This is a genomic window from Parapedobacter tibetensis (assembly GCF_024704835.1).
Taxonomy (GTDB): domain Bacteria; phylum Bacteroidota; class Bacteroidia; order Sphingobacteriales; family Sphingobacteriaceae; genus Parapedobacter; species Parapedobacter tibetensis.
In genome coordinates this window covers 508,042-525,632 of record NZ_JAMXBE010000002.1, presented here as the reverse complement: position 1 = coordinate 525,632, position 17,591 = coordinate 508,042, and the positions used below count along the sequence as shown (strand labels likewise).

The window sequence follows — 17,591 nt, the reverse complement described above, 5'->3', positions numbered from 1 at the left end:
GAGGGCTTTTTTTTAATGATTCGATAAAATGATTATGTTGGGTTTATTCCGCTACATATTCCAAAATATCACCCGGCTGGCAATCTAAAATTTTGCAGATTGCTTCCAGTGTATCAAACCGAACACCTTTGGCTTTTCCTGTTTTGAGTATGGATAAATTGGCTTGAGTGATTCCGAGTTTCTCTGCCAATATTTTGCTTTGCATTTTGCGTTTAGCCAGCATTACATCTACGTTTACAATAATTGGCATCTCGCTATATAATTAAGTCTTGTTCGTTTTGGAGGTTTACTCCCTGTCTAAAAATGGCAGCTAAAAAATAGGTGAATATACCCAATAGTGCATGTAATGCCACCATGCCTTCCGCAGGCGATTCTACTGTTGAGGTAAAGCTGAGCAATATGACCGCTAGAGTTGGAACAGTGAGGTTACTAATATAAAATCGCTTCAGATGGGTAATACCCTTCTGAGTAAAAAGCTTTTTCTGACTAAATATGCTGAATACATTACTCAACAAATAAAAGAAAACAGCATATAATCCAATGATTAAAAGCATCATGGTTATATACCCTGAATTATAATATCCAAGCAAGAAGGGCTTTGTTGTAAACGGATAAAATACCTCAAAGCGAGCACCATCATTAACAACATGCAAAGCCGCGGTTTTAAAAGAAATTGCTACTAATAAATGGGTGAAGGAAGCGAAATAACCAATAGCCAATACGCTTGTGAGATAGCATGAAATTCTTGAAACAATACGGACGGTTCTCATTGGAGATATGTTAATTTGTTTCTGCAAACATATAAATAATTATTGTAAAACAATAATTATATCAAAAATGTTTTTGCTGAAAATAGGCGTTAACTGGAGGCCTAACATTCAGGATCACTAAGCTGCCATATCCGCTAGAATACTGATAGCCTGCCTAATATCCGGAACATGCTCAAATGCGATCCGGAGCGATCCCCTCACTTCCTTGAGGTTGCAAATGGTGGGATTTTGCTGTACGAATTGCAGTACTTTGCCAAACCGGTCGCTTTCGAAATAGCCGGATTTCGTATTGTTGACAAAATAGCCACGTAGCACGTTTTTCTTATAGGAGATTTTCTCGAAACCAATTTCCTTGCCCAGCCATTGCAGGCGCAGGGTATTGAGCAATTCATGCACTTGTTTAGGTATGGGACCGAAACGGTCTTGCAAAGCGGTTTTGAATGCTTCAAGTTGTTCTTCATTCTCCAGCTTGGCAATATCGTTATACAAGTTGTACCGCTCGCCAATGCTGGTTACATATTCATCGGGGATGAGCACCTCCAGATCGGTATCCATTTGCGTGAATGACACATAATCCTTTGGCTTGACATCCGTAAAGAGGCTCGAAAACTCGTCGTCCTTCAGTTCTTGTATGGCTTCATCCAGGATCTTATGGTACATCTCAAAGCCAATTTCGGCAATAAAACCACTTTGTTCCGCACCCAATAGGTTTCCGCTACCGCGGATATCGAGGTCACGCATAGCAACATTGAAACCACTGCCAAGCTCTGAAAACTCCTCGATGGCGCTGAGCCGCTTGTAGGCCTCGGAAGTCAAGGTAGACAATGGTGGGCTCAACAGGTAGCAAAAAGCTTTCTTGTTCGATCTTCCTACGCGGCCACGCATCTGGTGCAGGTCGCTAAGGCCGAACATGTGGGCATGATTGATAATAATGGTGTTTGAATTTGGGATGTCCAAGCCGGCTTCGATGATCGTGGTAGCCACCAACACATCATACTTGTGGTTGATGAATTTGAGCATCACGTCTTCCAAGGCATCCCCTTCAAGCTGGCCATGTGCAACACCCACTCGGGCATGCGGCACAAGCTTCATGATCATATTCCCTAGTTGCGGCAAGTCGGCCACCCTATTGTGGATGAAAAATACCTGTCCACCACGGTCGATCTCATAGGAAACAGCTTCCTGTATTAAGGTTTCATTAAATACGTGCAATTCTGTCTGCACCGGTTGGCGGTTTGGTGGTGCAGTGTTGATGATGCTGAGGTCACGTGCACCCATCAACGAAAAATGCAGTGTGCGCGGAATGGGCGTAGCGGTGAGCGTGAGTGCATCTACATTGGCACGTAACTGTTTCAGCTTTTCCTTTACACCTACACCGAATTTCTGCTCCTCATCCACAATCATCAATCCTAAATCCCTAAATTTAACATCTTTGCTCACCAAACGGTGCGTGCCGATAATAATATCCAGCTTGCCTTCAGCCAAACGCGCCAATGTGTCCTTGATCTCCTTGGTACTTTTGAATCGGTTGATATAGTCAATGTTGCAAGGAAAGCCTTGTAGGCGCTCCGTAAAGGTGCGGTGGTGCTGCATGGCCAAGATCGTAGTGGGTACCAGCACAGCTACCTGCTTGCTATCGGCCACAGCTTTGAATGCTGCTCGGATGGCCACCTCCGTTTTGCCAAATCCCACATCGCCGCAGACCAAACGGTCCATGGGGTGTGGCGACTCCATGTCGCGTTTCACATCGAGCGTAGCCTTTTCTTGGTCGGGAGTATCTTCGTAAATGAACGATGCTTCCAGCTCGGTTTGTAAGTAAGTATCGGGATTGAAGGCATTCCCCGTTTGCGCTTTGCGCTTGGCATAGAGCTTGATCAGGTCGCGGGCAATGTCTTTAACTTTTTTTTTAGTGGTTTTTTTCAGTTTATCCCACGCATCCGTACCCAGCTTATTCATTTTGGGTGCCGTACCCTCTTTGCCCGTATACTTGGAAATGCGATTCAGCGAATTGATGTTTACATAGAGCAAGTCGTTATCCGCATAAACCAACCGGATCATCTCCTGCATCTTTCCATTTACCTCCACCTTTTCCAGTCCGGCATATTTGCCGATACCGTGATCGATGTGTGTGATATAGTCTCCCGGCTTCAGGTCGCGCAATTCCTTGAGTGTGATGGCCTGTGACCGTTCATACCCCTTCTTACGCTTGTATTTATAATAGCGGTCAAATACTTGATGATCTGTATAACAAGCAAAGGCTAGCGCTACATCCACAAACCCTTCACGCAATGCCGTGTTGATGGGTGTGAAGGTAACAGACTTATCCAAGTCATCTAAAATGGAGATAAGCCGTTCAATCTGTTTGGGCGAATCGCTGAAAATGCAATTCTGGATGCCGACCTTTTCGTTTTCCTTGAAATTGTGGATAAGCAGGTTAAAATCCTTATTGAAGGAGGGTTGCGGACGCTGTTCAAACGCTATGATTTGGCTCGGTTGGTAAAAATACTGCTTACCAAACTCCACGATGGGCAGCTCTTGCAGCATGGCCGCCAAGTTTTTCTCATCGGTGAAATTATAATTGGGGTTTACCCATTCTGGGTTTTGCAGCTTGTCCATCTCTGGAAGTGCTTTCCATAATTCCCGAGCCTTCTTATATCCTTTTGCGATGATGTCCAGTGTAAATTGCACATCTTCAAGCCATATGACAGAATCTTTGGGAATGTACTCCAATAGCGAGATATTTCCCTCGGTGAGGAATTTAGCCTGTACATTGGGTACGATGGTGACCGTATGGATCTTGCTTACGGAGAGCTGGTTTTCAATATCAAATGTACGGATGCTTTCGATTTCATTGCCAAAGAATTCGATACGATAGGGTAGGTCATTGGAGAACGAAAAGATATCTACGATACCACCACGGATGGCGTATTGTCCAGGTTCGTATACGAAATCTACCCGCTCAAATTCATACTCCTGCAGAAACTCGTTGATAAAATCAATGTCCAGCTTGCTGTTTTGAGTGATTTCGAGCGTATTTTTCTCCAAATCGTGTCGGTTGATCACTTTCTCGGCCAATGCTTCGGGATAAGTTACCACCATCTTGGGCAATTCGGAAGTATGATTAAGCGTATTGAGCGTTTCGGCACGCTGCAATACGTGCGCACTATCTGCCTGCGTAAAATCGAAAGCCTTACGGTATGATGCCGGGAAAAACAGCACTTGTTTGTCAAACAGGCCTTCCAGATCGCTCAGGAAGTAAGAAGCATCTTCATGGTTTGGCAATACGAAAACCATGGGCATTTCCTGCAACTGGTAGCATGCCACGGCCAATACCGCATCAGCCGACCCGATTAATCCCTTGAGATGGATTTTCGGGTGCTGTCCATGCAATGCCTTTACCAAAGCGTGTGTTCGATCGCTTTCCCGGTATTTCGCTAAGATATCACGTATGCCCACTTGCTATAAAAACGGGGCAAAGGTAAGGAAAAATAAGGGATACTAAAATTGGTAACCAATCGTAAAAGAGTATGCCCTGTTGCGTTGTTCATATGCCGCATGATCTGGTGCTGTATCCCGTATCCCTTGAAGATAACCCACCGAGACCATATATCCGCTTCGCAACCGGTATCCCACATTGAAATTGATACCATAATCCATTCGTTGTTGTGTTCCCGTATTGCCGAAAGTGAAGTCATGGCTTGCTGTGCCCGTATACGAATCAGGAACATAATTTTTGCCGAAAAGGCCGATGCCGACGTATCCACCGGCCGACAGGAAGAAATTGCTGGAATCGCGAAGCGGCAATTTCCCAACCAGATTGAGTGGGGCCTGTAGCCAATATGAATGCTGGAGGATATCACGGGTTCAGAATTCGGATTTTTCGAGTTTTGCACCCAATCCGTTCAAAGAAAGACCGGTCTGGAGACCCCCATATTTAAATGGAGAAAAGGTTACCAGACCGGATAAAAAGCCATTGTAAGCGTGTGAGGATTCCCTACTTATTCCACTTTTAACATGGTCAAGCATGTACTCCGAAGAATTTACGCCGGCATGGATGCTATAGTCTACTGTCCACTGCTGTGCCTTCGCGCCCAATGCCATGGCTCCCAATACCAGCCCCAAGAGCATTAACTTAGTCATTGCGTTTGATTTTCCCTGAATGTCCATATTACCATGGGTTTGGTATAAACCGCCACATATCATCAAAAGGCACGGTACCGTTTCGTCCGGTTGCCACGTAGGCTGCCCCGTTCAACACAAAATTGACAGCCTGCTGACGATAAGAGCCTCCAAAATATTGATGCTCCTCCCAGTAATCTCCGGATACCACATAACGCCAGGTAGTGCCCACCGCAGAGCCATTGTAACTGCTCAGTCCGCAGGCAAGGTATGCATGGCCATCCAACACAAAAGCGGCGGGGCTCAGGCGCACAAGATTATAGGTATAATCATCATCCCTACCAGCAAGTGGCTCCTTCTCCGTCCAGGTAGTACCGTCAAACGTATAAAATGTGCTTACATTTTGGTTGTTATTGGTACCTCCTCCCAAGTATACGAGGTCGCCCAGCACAAAGGAAAATGCAAATGAACGCTTTGATGGCGTACTGTTTACCTTGGTCCAAGCATCCGTCCCCGGTGAATAGCTGTAAAAATCATTGTAATCCTGCGCATCGATATCCCGGCCGGTACCCACATAGCCCATTCCATTCAAGGTAAACGCAACAGCCCCATACCGTGCTCCACCTTGGAAATCGGCGATACGCGTCCAAGTATCGGCGGAGGGGTCATATTCATAAAAGTCCTTAAACATCACCGTTGAGTTGGTTCCTAAGCCCACATACCCCTTACCTCCGGCCACGAAGGCCACGGCATTATTGCGAGCCTCCCCTGGGAAGTCGGCCATCCGTGTCCACGTCCCTTGCGAAGGGTTATACCGCCAAGTATCGGTAAACCGATTGGAGTTTGTGCCGTAACCGGTAGTCAGATAGAAATAGTCTCCGATGGTAAAGCCAGCGGCTCCACTCCTTGGCACGCCTTCAAAATCGGCCACTCTTGCCCACTCATCTGGATCGTCGTCATCGCTACTTGAGCAAGCGCTCACCACTGCAGACACCATCACCAACACCAGTAATTTTTTTAACCATGCTTTGTTCATCGTTTTAGAATTTTGTATATAAAATGTGTAATTTAATTGCGGGTCTATCCCCATCGGAAGCAATCACAAGGCGATCCACCGTGTTCATCAAGGTGCTTACCGGAATGGTGAGCAATAGGCTTTCCTCCTCGCTCGCCGTATCATTCCTCATATCGCTTACGTATTGGGTCAGGTCAAACACGTACTTTCCCTTGCCCGCCCCCCCAGACAAGCTGGCGGGCTGGAAAGAAGCCATTTGGGTCCCTGACCCATAACTGGCAGGAAAATAGGCTGTGGGGGTGCCATATTTATTAGCTACCATGATATTCAATGCGGATGGCGGGGGGTGCAGCTGGTAGGTACTTTGTACCGTTTCAATAACCATCTGGGCTTTACTTACCGCGATATTTGCATGGTTCATAAACGCCCTGGCATGGGGAAATCTTAGGCGAGCCACCAATCCCGAGGTGCCTAGCACATAGGTTTTCTGGCCCGTTGCCCCAGCAGGGATTTCATTGTTTTCATAACTGAGCGATTCCAATGACGACCCCGTTCGGTCTGTCTCTACCTGATTGTACTGATAAGCCCGTTCGTTCAAGGCAAATTTCAAGGTGTCTTCCACACGCAAACCATCCGTCTGCCGCTCATAGGAATAGTGCAGGTTAAGCAAAACAGAATCACGGAAGCCTGTGATGCATCCCCCACTACCCTGAGATACCAGCATAAAGCCTTTTAGAAAATTAACAAAATCCTCGGCATTCGTAAGACGGACATCGTTGTTCTTGGCCATGGTGAACAACGCATTTCCCAATGCATCGTCCACCCTGATTTTCACCGTATCATCGGTGGAGGTAGGCCTTGGTCTGAAAGACACTTCGCCCAGCGGGGTGCGATCATGTGCAAACTGCCGGTCGCTCCATAAGGTCGCCCCTTGCACAAATATCGGCATTTCATCATCCTCCAGTGCTATCGGAATCTCTGTAAGCTCCAAATCTTCAGCCAAGCGATAAAGCCCTAGCTTTTGTTGGGTGGTGGTATCGCCATAATAATAGCCGCTATAGTGCAGCCTGAGTGACAACGAATCGTAGACCGCATCATCAGGCAAGGACGATAAGGTGAGCGCACTTATACCCAGTCTGAAATAGGAGGATACGGAAAGTGCGCCCAACTCGCTGTCAGCTAGATTACCCACCAACATGGTGCCTGTGCCTGCAGTGGGTAACGGATCCAGTAAAAACGTGCTTGCATCAACGGATAGTGTATCCATGATTTCCACACCCATTCCGCTATCATCATTGCCCAGACTGATGCCTTCACCTTGCTTGCAGGCCATGAGCATCGACATGAACCCTATAGGTAGTATAAAAAACCTAATGACATTAAACCTAACGGCGTTGTAGCTGTCCATCATCTATGAATTAAAACCGTCACAAAACTGCCGATATAGAGTGTTAATGAATGTTACAATTTGTTAAATATGGTTAATCCATGTCTTATCATGTTTCTTCTGGTTTACATTTGGCTTGAATATGCAGCATAACCTCAAACTCATACTGATTCTCATCGTTGTCGCCGGTATTGGCATCATGGTCATACTTGGTTCTTGGTTATATGGCAGTTACAACCAGCGGATGGAGTTGTTTTTGGCCACAGTGGAGCGTACGCTATTCGATGCCATACAGGAGACCATCCAAAAGAAAGAGGGCGCAGGCACACTATTTCCGCAACCAGCCCCACGGGAGAAGTCTCGAAAATTATTTACCGGTGCAAAGGGGCTCCCCTCCCACTCCAAAAAGCTGGCAGCCAAAATCATGGAGGTTTACCCAGACATCAACTCGGATTCATTGGCCATGGTATTGGATAGTTTACTGCTACAAGAGCGGCATATTTTCATGGAACGCCGGAGGGGTATCATCGCGGCAAGATCTTCTTCTGCAGAACCTCGATTTAGGGTAGCCATGACGCTCGAACCCGATGCCAAACTCCAGCAATTGCTGCCCAATTTTCTCTTCGGGCAGACACCATTAGACAGTAGTGCGTTGCTCGACATCGAAAAAACATTTAAGCATGGATTGGAGGACAATGGCGTCCGTACGGACTTTACCCTGAAGGTGATAGATGCTGATCGAAGTGACATGTTACCTTCCGACACCAGTTTGACCACGATGCATATCAGGCCATTACTTTTGGATAGCATTGCCGAAAATGGCCTTTCCATCCGGCCTATCCTCATTGATCCCGAAAAGGGTAAGTTTATCACCGTAAGGTTCAACCGCCCTTGGCAATACTTGCTTTACAACTTGAGTTGGCAATTGATGATTTCAGTTGCCTTGATAGCCATCATTATCGGTTGCTTTGTCTACTTATTCCACACCATATTCAAGCAAAACAAATTGGCTATACTTAAGAAAGGCTTTTGTAAATAACATGACGCACGAACTCCGAACGCCGGTCGCCACAGTTTCTGCCGCTGTGCAAGCCTTGCAAAATTATGTGGAGATGGGAGATAAGGAACATCGTGACCTTTATCTCTCTATTTCAAAAGAAGAACTGGACCACTTATCGGTCATGATTGACAATGTGCTACACGTAGCGGAGGACGAGCACCATACCACATATAAACTCCAATATCAATACTACGATATCATAACCCTCATCAAGAAGTGCATTTCAAGTGTCCAAATCCAGGATAGTGACAAACAGCTGGATTTCGTCTTCAATCCTACCAATACCGTAGAAATGGTGTATGGCGACCCGGAGCATATCAAAAATGTTATTACCAATCTGCTGGAAAATGCCGTGAAATACGGAGCTACACAAATATCCATCTTCACCGGAGTTGATAGAAAAAACCAATTTGTTGTGCTACGGATAACCGATAATGGTATGGGTATACCATATGCTTATCAACACCAGGTGTTCGAACCTTTTTTCAGGGTGCCGCAGGGTAATCTCCATAATGTGAAAGGCTTTGGCCTTGGTCTATCCTATGTCAAGCAGGTTGTTCTCCAACACGGTGGCCACATCCAGTTAAAAAGTGTCCCCAATGAAGGCAGTAGCTTTACCCTTTCCATTCCAAAAACCGCAACCCTATGATTGATGTACTTTTTGTTGAAGATGAAGCCAAATTAGCCACAATCGTCACCAAAAGCCTAGAAACCCACCCGTTTAGGATTAGGCATTGTGCCAATGGTACAGCCGCATGGAACTCCTTCCTCTTATCCAAACCGGACATTATTATATTGGATGTGATGATGCCGGAGATGGATGGTTTTACATTGGCCTCCAAAATCCGGGAATGCGATAGCACGGTGCCCATGATATTTCTTACTGCCCGAACGGCCACTAAAGACATCTTGAAAGGATTTCAATTGGGTGGAAACGACTATTTGAAAAAGCCTTTCAACATAGACGAACTCATTGCTCGAATGGAATCACTGTTAAGAATGAGCAATAAATACAATCCCAATGAGCAATTGGCCATTGGCAAATACATACTCGACAATGTAAAGCACACGCTGAGCATAGACAGCAAAACCATCCAGTTGTCGTACCGCGAAGGCGAATTACTGAAACGGTTATATGAACACCGCAACAACGTCATCCCCAGACAGGAAATCCTTTTCGAATTTTGGAACAACGACCGCTTTTTTACCGGACGCAGCCTGGATGTGTTCATCAGCAGACTACGCAAATACCTCAAAGACGACCCCGGTATCAAGATTATGAATGTACGGGGCGTAGGGTATAAAATGATCATTTCCTAATGAATTTTTTATGTATGTTTGGGAGATATCCGCAAACAACGCATAGCTATGCAAATGATGAGTAAAGGACAGCAAACGATACTTCCCATGCTAATGTTGGGGGTCATCGCCGCCTGCGGCCCGCAAAAAGAGAATGAAACTACCCTATCTGGCCTGCAACGGGCCGACTTCCAAACGGAGGTAGGTGGAGACGCTATTGATTTGTTTGTCATCCGTAATACCCGTGGAATGGAGGCCTGCATCACTAACTATGGCGGGCGACTGGTATCACTCATGGTGCCCGACAAATCCAAGCAACTTTTAGACGTGGTATTGGGATTTGACAACATTACCGACTACCTTGACCAGCCTTCTTCTTTCGGAGCTACCATGGGGCGGGTGACCAATCGTATTGCCTACGGGCGGTTTGTATTGGATGGCGATACCCTTCAATTGGACGTCAATAGCGGTGTACATACCATCCATGGAGGTCGTGATGGCTGGCGGCAGCAAGTGTTTGATGCTGAGCAGCCCAATGATAGCACATTAGTGCTTTCTTACTACTCCCCCGACGGAGAAGGGGGTTTCCCTGGCAATGTGACGGTGGAAGTGAAGTATACCTTAACGGCAGATAACGAGCTAGCCATTGATTATGCTGCGCAGACCGATAAAAAGACCGTCATCAACATGACGAATCACAGTTTTTTCAACCTATCGGGCAACCCGGAAAACACCATACTGGATGACATCCTCCATGTCAATGCCAATCATTATACTCCCTTGGACACCATACTAATCCCAACGGGTGAAATCGTGCCAGTGGCGGGCACGCCATTTGATTTCAACGTGCCCATGAGCATCCGCGCAGGCATGGCCCGTGATACCGCCCATACCCAACTGGCCATTGCTAACGGTTATGACCATAACTGGGTGCTGAATACGAATGGCAATCCCGAGATACTGGCCGCTTACCTGCACTCCCCAGCAAGCGGCATCGTCTTGGAAGTATACACGAATGAACCCGGCATCCAAGTGTACACAGGCAATATGCTGGATGGGTCGCAACGCGGTAAAGGCGGATACCCATTCCAAAAGCAAACGGCCGTATGCCTGGAAACCCAACATTATCCGGATGCACCGAATAAACCGGAATGGCCTTCCACCGTGCTGAATCCCGGAGAAACCTATCGAAGTACTTGCATTTACCGGTTTATGGTAGATGAAGAGTAAACCCGCTGCATAAAAATCCAGCGGGCCAACAAATCTCGTATAAATAACAAGATGAAACTTACGCCATCTTGTTCAGCAATCTCCCTGTTTCCTTATTGAGGGTAATGTATTCGATAAGAAGGTTGTCCTTGAACGTTATTTTGCCATTCTTATCATACTTGGGTAGTTTATTGTTGATGGTGAGGAAATACTCCTCATGGTCGGAATAGAACAACGTCAATACCGCATGTTCATCCTTTTCGTTCTTGTAGATTTCAAGATTCTCGATAACACTGTAATCTCCTTTTTCCAAAGAGATCTTTACATGTTCTCCATTTTCAATGAATTCATGTGGATTCAGTTCCTTTTCCATAAACCATACTTCGCCCTGTTCACTGAAAGGTTTCCGTACCCTTGCCCAGGCCATAAATAGTGGAATAACCGTAATAATCAATGCCTCAGTAATCCAAATACAGGTGAGAAACACGCCACTTATGGTATTGCCCTTAATCCCCCATGTTCCATATCCATTCATCTCCTTCACCAGATCAAACAATATGACAGGATGGACAAGGAGGAAAATAACCTGGTCAATAACCATATTGCTGGCTACCACCCCCATCCGCTCATTTCCATACACTTCCCCAGCATTCATCACCAGACTCGCCCAAATCGCCCAATGAAAATACTGGGCCACGAGTGCCAGTAAGAAGGTAAACAGGATGCCAAGCATCATATTTCTGACTTTGCCTTTTCCAATGACGAAACGGTTGGCAATCCAGCCTATGCCCACACCAAATAAGCCGGTGAGCAATACATTGAAATAGATGATGGGAATATACCAAATGGTATACGTGTAGGCCAATGCCAGCAGTGGCATCAACAGCAAACCCGAAACGAGCAAAAATAAAAAGCACAATGGGGAAATGCGGCCTGAGGGTTGATAGTAAAAGTTCATACGTTATGTAAATTAAAGTTGTTTACTCAAAAAAAAAAAGCATCAAGCCAAATACCCCGCAGTAGTATTTATGACTTAGCATTCTGGTTGCCAAAAATACACTAAGCCAGCATACTGATAAATCCCTGAAAACAGGGGTTTTATAGAACGTTCGGAGCACTTTACCTCCCCACTGTCAATGGATGTCTTTTCATTGAGCTATGTCTTGATAATAATCCCTATTTTTACCAATCTATAAGGTTATGATGGTTATGCATAAAATCACTTTTGCAATTATCATTTTACAGTTTACCTTACTGCATGCACCCATGGCGCAGCATACACTGGCAATAGATGATATCCTCTCAGCATACCAAGGAGACCATCCGGGAGCTTCCTTGCTCATTATCAAAGAGGGCACTATACTGTTGCAACGGAGTTATGGATACGCCAACTGCGAACATGGAGAACGGGTGACAGCAACCACCAACTTCAGATTGGCATCCCTAAGCAAGCAGTTTACTGCGACCTGCATCCTACAACTCATCGATGAAGGGAAGCTAGCATTGAATACTACGTTGCCACAGGTCTTCCCTGGATTTCCTACCTATGGAAATTCCGTCACGGTAAGGCACCTACTCACCCATACGTCCGGCATACCGGATTATGAAGACCATGTAGCGGATACAGCGCTTAATCCTCAATTAAAAGATAAAGGTGTGCTGGATATACTGATGGAACAAGATCGAGGGTATTTTACGCCCGGCACACAATTTCGGTATAGCAACTCGGCTTATGCCTTACTTGCCCTCATGGTAGAAAAGTATGGGGGCCAACCTTTTGCATCTTATCTTCAAGAGCACATATTCAACCCGTTGGCCATGGTGAATACGCTTGCCCATGAGGAAGGCAAAACAACCGTGGCGAAGAGGGCATACGGGTATTCCCAAAACGACGACCATTGGGAACGTAAAGACCAAAGCTCCACCAGTGCGGTACTTGGCGATGGGGGTATTTATAGCAACGTGATGGATTTATTCAAATGGGACCAAGCATTGTATACCGATCGCTTTTTGCCAACTCATTTGATTGAAGAAGCTTTTGCCTACAACCAATTGGTTAATGGTGAAGCCGTGAAATATGGCTACGGTTGGCATCTCAAACAAAACGATAAGGGTGAGCAGGTGGTCTACCACACAGGCAGCAGTACCAGTTTCCGGAATATTTTTTACAGGATTCCTTCTCGGCAATTCAGTATTATACTATTGACTAACCGCAATGAACCCGACGAAGAAGATATGCTTACCCTTGCGGAGCAAATCGCCGCGGCAATAATTGCTTTGATTTTGGACTGCTAAAATTTTGGCTCCAATGTTGCTATAAGTATTCCATGTTAAACAGAATCACCCTATTTACCTTGATGGCCGTTACACTTGCCGCTTGTAGCTTGGATAAGCAGGCCAAGGAATTGAGGGCGCTTGAGAAGTGCCGGTATGAATTTGTAAATGCCGATAGTGTGTTTCTGGCGGGTACGGATGTCAATAAACTTATTGCCAGCGGCCGGGTAGATCTTAGCCGCTTACCTGGTGTGGCTATCGGTTTCCTGAACCGAGACATCCCGCTTTCCGGCTTGCTAAATGTTCGGATCACCAACCCTACAGGCAATTTGGCGGGTATCAGGCAATTCGTTTACAAAATAGAGGTGGAGGGAAATGAAGTGCTGGATGGTATCTCTGACCTGCCTATTGAGGTGCCTCCCGGAGAAACCGTTACCGTGCCGGTAAAATTGCGGGCCAATGTATATAAATTCCTTTCTGACCGGCAGACACTTAATAAACTGCTCGATTTTATGCAAAGTGCACGGAACGGGACAACAGAAGAAAAAATTAACCTCACATTCAAAATCAAGCCTACGATTGCGTTGGGCAACAAACAAATCGAATATCCGGGCTATATCAGCATTGATAAGGAGGTGAAGGCTGATTTTTTGGTGAAGTAGGGATAGTATAGGATGTGCATAGGAAACAGGTAGGCATAAAGTACGGGATAAGTAGTGGTAGAGTACGGGTAAAGTACCCTAGCCCGTACTTACCCTGCGCTTTAGACGAACTTCCGACGTGCTTTAATTGAGCTTTTAACGGCTTGTATATTGCGCTTTGTAATACTGCTGGTAATGCCCTGAGGTGACATCCGCTAACCATTCCTCATTGCTAAGGTACCAATCTACCGTTTTTTCCAGCCCTTCCTCGAACTGTAGGCTGGGTTCCCAGCCAAGGTCACGCTTCAGCTTGGTGGCGTCGATAGCATAGCGGAGATCGTGTCCAGCGCGGTCTTTCACAAAGGTGATGAGCTTAGCCGATTCACCGTCAGCGCGGCCCAGCTTGCGATCCATGATGCTGCATAGCAGCCGGATGAGGTCTATGTTTTTCCACTCGTTATGTCCACCGATGTTATAAGTCTCCCCAGGGGCCGCCTCATGGAATATCACATCAATGGCACGGGCATGGTCCTCTACCCATAGCCAGTCGCGCACGTTTTCGCCCTTTCCATATACAGGTACCGCTTTGTTGTTTTTGATATTATTGATTGCCAACGGGATGAGTTTTTCGGGAAAATGATGCGAGCCGTAGTTGTTGGAGCAATTGGAAATCACCACATCCAGCCCGTAAGTATCGTGGTAAGCCCGCACGAAATGGTCGGACGAAGCCTTGGAAGCTGAATACGGAGAATGTGGGTCGTACTTGGTCTGCTCGGTGAACATCCCGCTTTCGCCCAAAGCACCATACACTTCGTCCGTAGATACATGATAAAACCGACGCTGATCGTATGCGCCGTCCCAATATTTACGGGCCGCATTCAACAGATTGACGGTACCTACCACATTGGTGAGCACAAACTCAATGGGATCGCTGATGGAGCGGTCTACATGCGATTCCGCAGCCAAATGGATGATGGCATCTGGTTGTTCAGTGGCAAACAACCTGTCTATGAAATCAGCATCAGTGATATCGCCCTTGATAAAATGATAATTTGGCTTATCTTCAATATCTTTGAGGTTGGCTAAATTACCTGCATAGGTAAGTTTATCCAGATTGACGATGTGGTAACCTGGATAGATGTTGACAAACCTACGCACCACGTGCGATCCGATGAATCCGGCACCACCGGTAATGATAATCTTCTTCATGGTCTTTATACTTCCTTTGGCAACTTCAACGTATCCATGTAGGGTTTCATACCCGATCGATGTGCGAAGGCCAATGCTTCATTAAGTTCATCCCGGAACTCAAACTGCAAATCTTCATGCAGCTTCTCATACTTTCCAAGGATGTATTTTATTCTCCCTACTTGGTAATTCAATAATCTATCATTATGCCCATAAGGATGGGAGCCAAACAGTTTATCGAAATGTGTAAAACTCTGCGATACTAAAAACAAGCGGAACTGCATCTCGCTCATTTTGTCTTTCGTAACGGTGAAATGCTCATTGATGATTCCACTTCCATATTTTAATTCGCTCATCAGATGGTGCGAATTGTGGTATTGGTTGGTGTTCGCAATGTAGCCACTGATCCGATTAAAAAGGTGCTGCAATTGCTTCAGTACAGCTTCAATCCGTTCGGCCAAATCCGTTTCATCTTCCAGCAACTGGAAATGAAGTTGTTTAATCAGCATCTGGTCTTTACTTGCCAAGCGGATTAACAACTTGTCTTTTTCCTGTTGGGGAAGGTTGAGTATCGCTTTTTTGAGTTCCGGATGTTGGTTAAGTGACATCACCTGAACCTACCTCAACGGGTGTTCTTTCAAATATTGTTCCCATTTCCATGCCGAGCGCATCATTTCGCTGATGTCCAATTCAGCTTTCCACCCAAGTTCATTGGTCGACTTAGACACATCACCCCAAACCTGTTCCACATCGCCTGCACGACGGGGCCCGATTTGATAGTTAAGCTTCACCCCCGTAGAGTCTTCAAAAGCGTTGATGACTTCCAATACGGAATTCCCTTGGCCAGTACCTACATTAAAGACATCATAGTTGCCGTTGGGATTACCCTTTTCCAGTAACCTGATGGCAGCCACATGTGCCTTGGCCAAATCCACTACATGGATGTAATCGCGGATGGCCGAGCCATCCGGCGTGTTATAGTTATTACCGAATACCGTAATCGGCCCACGTTTGCCAACAGCGCTCTGCGTAATGAAGGGCACAAGGTTTTGGGGTACACCTAGCGGCAGCTCCCCAATCAAAGCGCTTTCATGAGCACCCACCGGATTGAAGTACCGGAGCGAGATGATGTTGTAATTGCTGAAAGCTGCAGCAGTTTCCGATAGTATTTCCTCTGATACCTGTTTGGTGTTGCCATAAGGCGATTCTGCCTTTTTCACCGGGGCTGCTTCCGTGACAGGCAATTCATCTGGCTGGCCATACACCGTACAGCTTGATGAAAACACAAAATTCACTGGCTTTCCAGCGTACGCATTGAGCAGGTTAACTAACGAGAAAAAATTATTGTGGTAATATTTCAGCGGCTGCTGCACTGATTCGCCCACGGCTTTATACGCGGCGAAGTGGATGATGCCCCTGACATCGGGGTGGTCTGCCACAAATTGATGTACTTTTTCCTCATCACACAGGTCGAATTGGTGGAAGGCAGGCCTCACACCTGTTATTTTTTCCACTTGATCCAATACCCCTACGTTGGAATTAACGAGGTTATCTATCACTATAGGCGTATAGCCGGCATTTTGCAATTCGACGACGGTATGCGATCCGATATATCCTGTACCCCCTGTTACTAAGATTTTGCTCATTATTTTTTATTATAATACGTGAAATCCTTGTGTTTTATTTCCTGGTCTGGCAAAGATTGAAAATATGCATACGTGATTTTCAATCCTTCTTTCCTACCCACCTTAGGTTCCCACCCCAATATTTCTTTCGCTTTGGTAATATCCGGTCGGCGCTGCTTAGGGTCATCTACGGGCAGCTCCTTGTATACGAGCTTTTGCTTCGTTCCGGTAAGTTTGATGATTTCATCGCCGAATTGTTTGATCGTAATTTCATCAGGATTGCCGATGTTCACGGGATAAGGATAGTCGCTATGGAGCAATCGGTATATGCCTTCCACCTGATCATCTACATAGCAGAACGAACGGGTTTGTGACCCATCGCCAAAGACGGTGAGGTCTTCGCTGCGGAGGGCCTGTCCGATGAATGCTGGCAATACCCGCCCATCGTTGAGACGCATGCGTGGGCCATATGTGTTAAAGATACGTACAATCCGAGTTTGCAACCCGTGGAAGGTATGGTAGGCCATGGTAATGGCTTCCTGGAAACGCTTTGCCTCATCGTAAACACCGCGCGGCCCAACTGGATTTACATTACCCCAATATTCTTCGGGCTGTGGACTGACGGTTGGATCGCCATATACTTCGGAAGTGGAGGCTACCAGGATACGGGCTCCCTTTGCCCGTGCAAGGCCGAGTAAATGGTGGGTACCCAAAGATCCTACCTTCAATGTTTGAATGGGGATTTTCAGGTAGTCTATCGGGCTGGCAGGCGACGCGAAATGTAGGATGTAATCCAATGTGCCGGGCACATGCACAAATGTAGAAACGTCGTGTTTGTAAAATTCGAAGTTCTCCAGCTTGAATAAGTGTTCGATATTACGTAAGTCGCCCGTAATGAGGTTATCCATACCAATAACATGGTAATCCTCCTTAATAAAACGATCGCAGAGGTGTGATCCTAAGAAACCGGCAGCGCCGGTGATAAGTATGCGTTTTCTTGACAT

At 46.1% G+C, this 17,591-nt stretch carries 18 protein-coding genes; 6 read left to right on the top strand and 12 right to left on the bottom strand.

Going from position 1 to position 17,591, the window contains the following annotated elements:
- Nucleotides 1–43: 43 nt before the first annotated feature.
- The 7 genes from NF543_RS04840 to NF543_RS04810 form a co-directional block, all read right to left on the bottom strand.
- Complete coding sequence (locus tag NF543_RS04840; protein ID WP_257666979.1) at nt 44–250, bottom strand: helix-turn-helix domain-containing protein; 207 nt, start codon at nt 248–250, stop codon at nt 44–46.
- A gap of 4 nt (nt 251–254) precedes the next feature.
- Entirely contained in the window at nt 255–770 is a 516-nt protein-coding gene (locus NF543_RS04835) for a DUF2975 domain-containing protein (RefSeq protein WP_257666978.1), read from the bottom strand.
- 117 nt (nt 771–887) lie between these two features.
- On the bottom strand, nt 888–4,226 hold the full coding sequence (mfd, locus tag NF543_RS04830; RefSeq protein ID WP_257666977.1) for a transcription-repair coupling factor: 3,339 nt from the start codon (nt 4,224–4,226) through the stop codon (nt 888–890).
- 42 nt (nt 4,227–4,268) lie between these two features.
- Nucleotides 4,269–4,574, bottom strand: a complete 306-nt coding sequence (locus NF543_RS04825) for a hypothetical protein (protein ID WP_257666976.1) — start codon at nt 4,572–4,574, stop codon at nt 4,269–4,271.
- Between the two features lie 60 nt (nt 4,575–4,634).
- Nucleotides 4,635–4,910, bottom strand: coding sequence for a hypothetical protein (locus NF543_RS04820; RefSeq protein ID WP_257666975.1), 276 nt, complete (start codon nt 4,908–4,910; stop codon nt 4,635–4,637).
- A 28-nt stretch (nt 4,911–4,938) separates the two neighbouring features.
- Nucleotides 4,939–5,925 carry a Kelch repeat-containing protein gene (locus NF543_RS04815; protein ID WP_257666974.1) on the bottom strand — a complete coding sequence of 329 codons (987 nt, stop codon included), beginning with the start codon at nt 5,923–5,925 and terminating at the stop codon, nt 4,939–4,941.
- A 4-nt stretch (nt 5,926–5,929) separates the two neighbouring features.
- Entirely contained in the window at nt 5,930–7,312 is a 1,383-nt protein-coding gene (locus NF543_RS04810) for a DUF4270 family protein (protein WP_257666973.1), read from the bottom strand.
- 121 nt (nt 7,313–7,433) lie between these two features.
- Between NF543_RS04810 and NF543_RS04805 the strand changes: the two genes are divergently transcribed.
- From NF543_RS04805 to NF543_RS04790, 4 genes are read left to right on the top strand one after another with little or no spacing between them, the layout of a single operon-like run.
- Complete coding sequence (locus tag NF543_RS04805; protein ID WP_257666972.1) at nt 7,434–8,330, top strand: hypothetical protein; 897 nt, start codon at nt 7,434–7,436, stop codon at nt 8,328–8,330.
- Between the two features lies 1 nt (nt 8,331).
- Nucleotides 8,332–9,000, top strand: coding sequence for a sensor histidine kinase (locus tag NF543_RS04800; protein WP_257666971.1), 669 nt, complete (start codon nt 8,332–8,334; stop codon nt 8,998–9,000).
- Nucleotides 8,997–9,671, top strand: coding sequence for a response regulator transcription factor (locus NF543_RS04795; RefSeq protein WP_257666970.1), 675 nt, complete (start codon nt 8,997–8,999; stop codon nt 9,669–9,671). Before NF543_RS04800 ends, NF543_RS04795 begins: the two co-directional genes overlap by 4 nt.
- A 54-nt stretch (nt 9,672–9,725) precedes the next feature.
- On the top strand, nt 9,726–10,880 hold the full coding sequence (locus tag NF543_RS04790; protein WP_257666969.1) for an aldose epimerase family protein: 1,155 nt from the start codon (nt 9,726–9,728) through the stop codon (nt 10,878–10,880).
- A 58-nt stretch (nt 10,881–10,938) separates the two neighbouring features.
- On the opposite strand, the gene NF543_RS04785 is transcribed toward NF543_RS04790, so the two are convergent.
- Complete coding sequence (locus NF543_RS04785; RefSeq protein ID WP_257666968.1) at nt 10,939–11,817, bottom strand: hypothetical protein; 879 nt, start codon at nt 11,815–11,817, stop codon at nt 10,939–10,941.
- A 242-nt stretch (nt 11,818–12,059) separates the two neighbouring features.
- Between NF543_RS04785 and NF543_RS04780 the strand changes: the two genes are divergently transcribed.
- Nucleotides 12,060–13,154 carry a serine hydrolase domain-containing protein gene (locus NF543_RS04780; protein WP_257666967.1) on the top strand — a complete coding sequence of 365 codons (1,095 nt, stop codon included), beginning with the start codon at nt 12,060–12,062 and terminating at the stop codon, nt 13,152–13,154.
- A gap of 32 nt (nt 13,155–13,186) precedes the next feature.
- Entirely contained in the window at nt 13,187–13,795 is a 609-nt protein-coding gene (locus tag NF543_RS04775; protein WP_257666966.1) for a hypothetical protein, read from the top strand.
- Nucleotides 13,796–13,930: 135 nt separating this feature from the next.
- Here NF543_RS04775 and rfbB read toward each other — a convergent pair whose 3' ends face one another.
- The 4 genes from rfbB to NF543_RS04755 are packed head-to-tail and all read right to left on the bottom strand — an operon-like array spanning nt 13,931 to nt 17,591.
- Entirely contained in the window at nt 13,931–14,983 is a 1,053-nt protein-coding gene (gene rfbB / locus NF543_RS04770; protein WP_257666965.1) for a dTDP-glucose 4,6-dehydratase, read from the bottom strand.
- A gap of 5 nt (nt 14,984–14,988) precedes the next feature.
- On the bottom strand, nt 14,989–15,570 hold the full coding sequence (locus NF543_RS04765) for a hypothetical protein (protein ID WP_257666964.1): 582 nt from the start codon (nt 15,568–15,570) through the stop codon (nt 14,989–14,991).
- A 9-nt stretch (nt 15,571–15,579) separates the two neighbouring features.
- Complete coding sequence (gene galE, locus NF543_RS04760; protein WP_257666963.1) at nt 15,580–16,608, bottom strand: UDP-glucose 4-epimerase GalE; 1,029 nt, start codon at nt 16,606–16,608, stop codon at nt 15,580–15,582.
- On the bottom strand, nt 16,608–17,591 hold the full coding sequence (locus tag NF543_RS04755; RefSeq protein WP_257666962.1) for a UDP-glucuronic acid decarboxylase family protein: 984 nt from the start codon (nt 17,589–17,591) through the stop codon (nt 16,608–16,610). The genes galE and NF543_RS04755 overlap by 1 nt, the downstream gene beginning before the upstream one ends.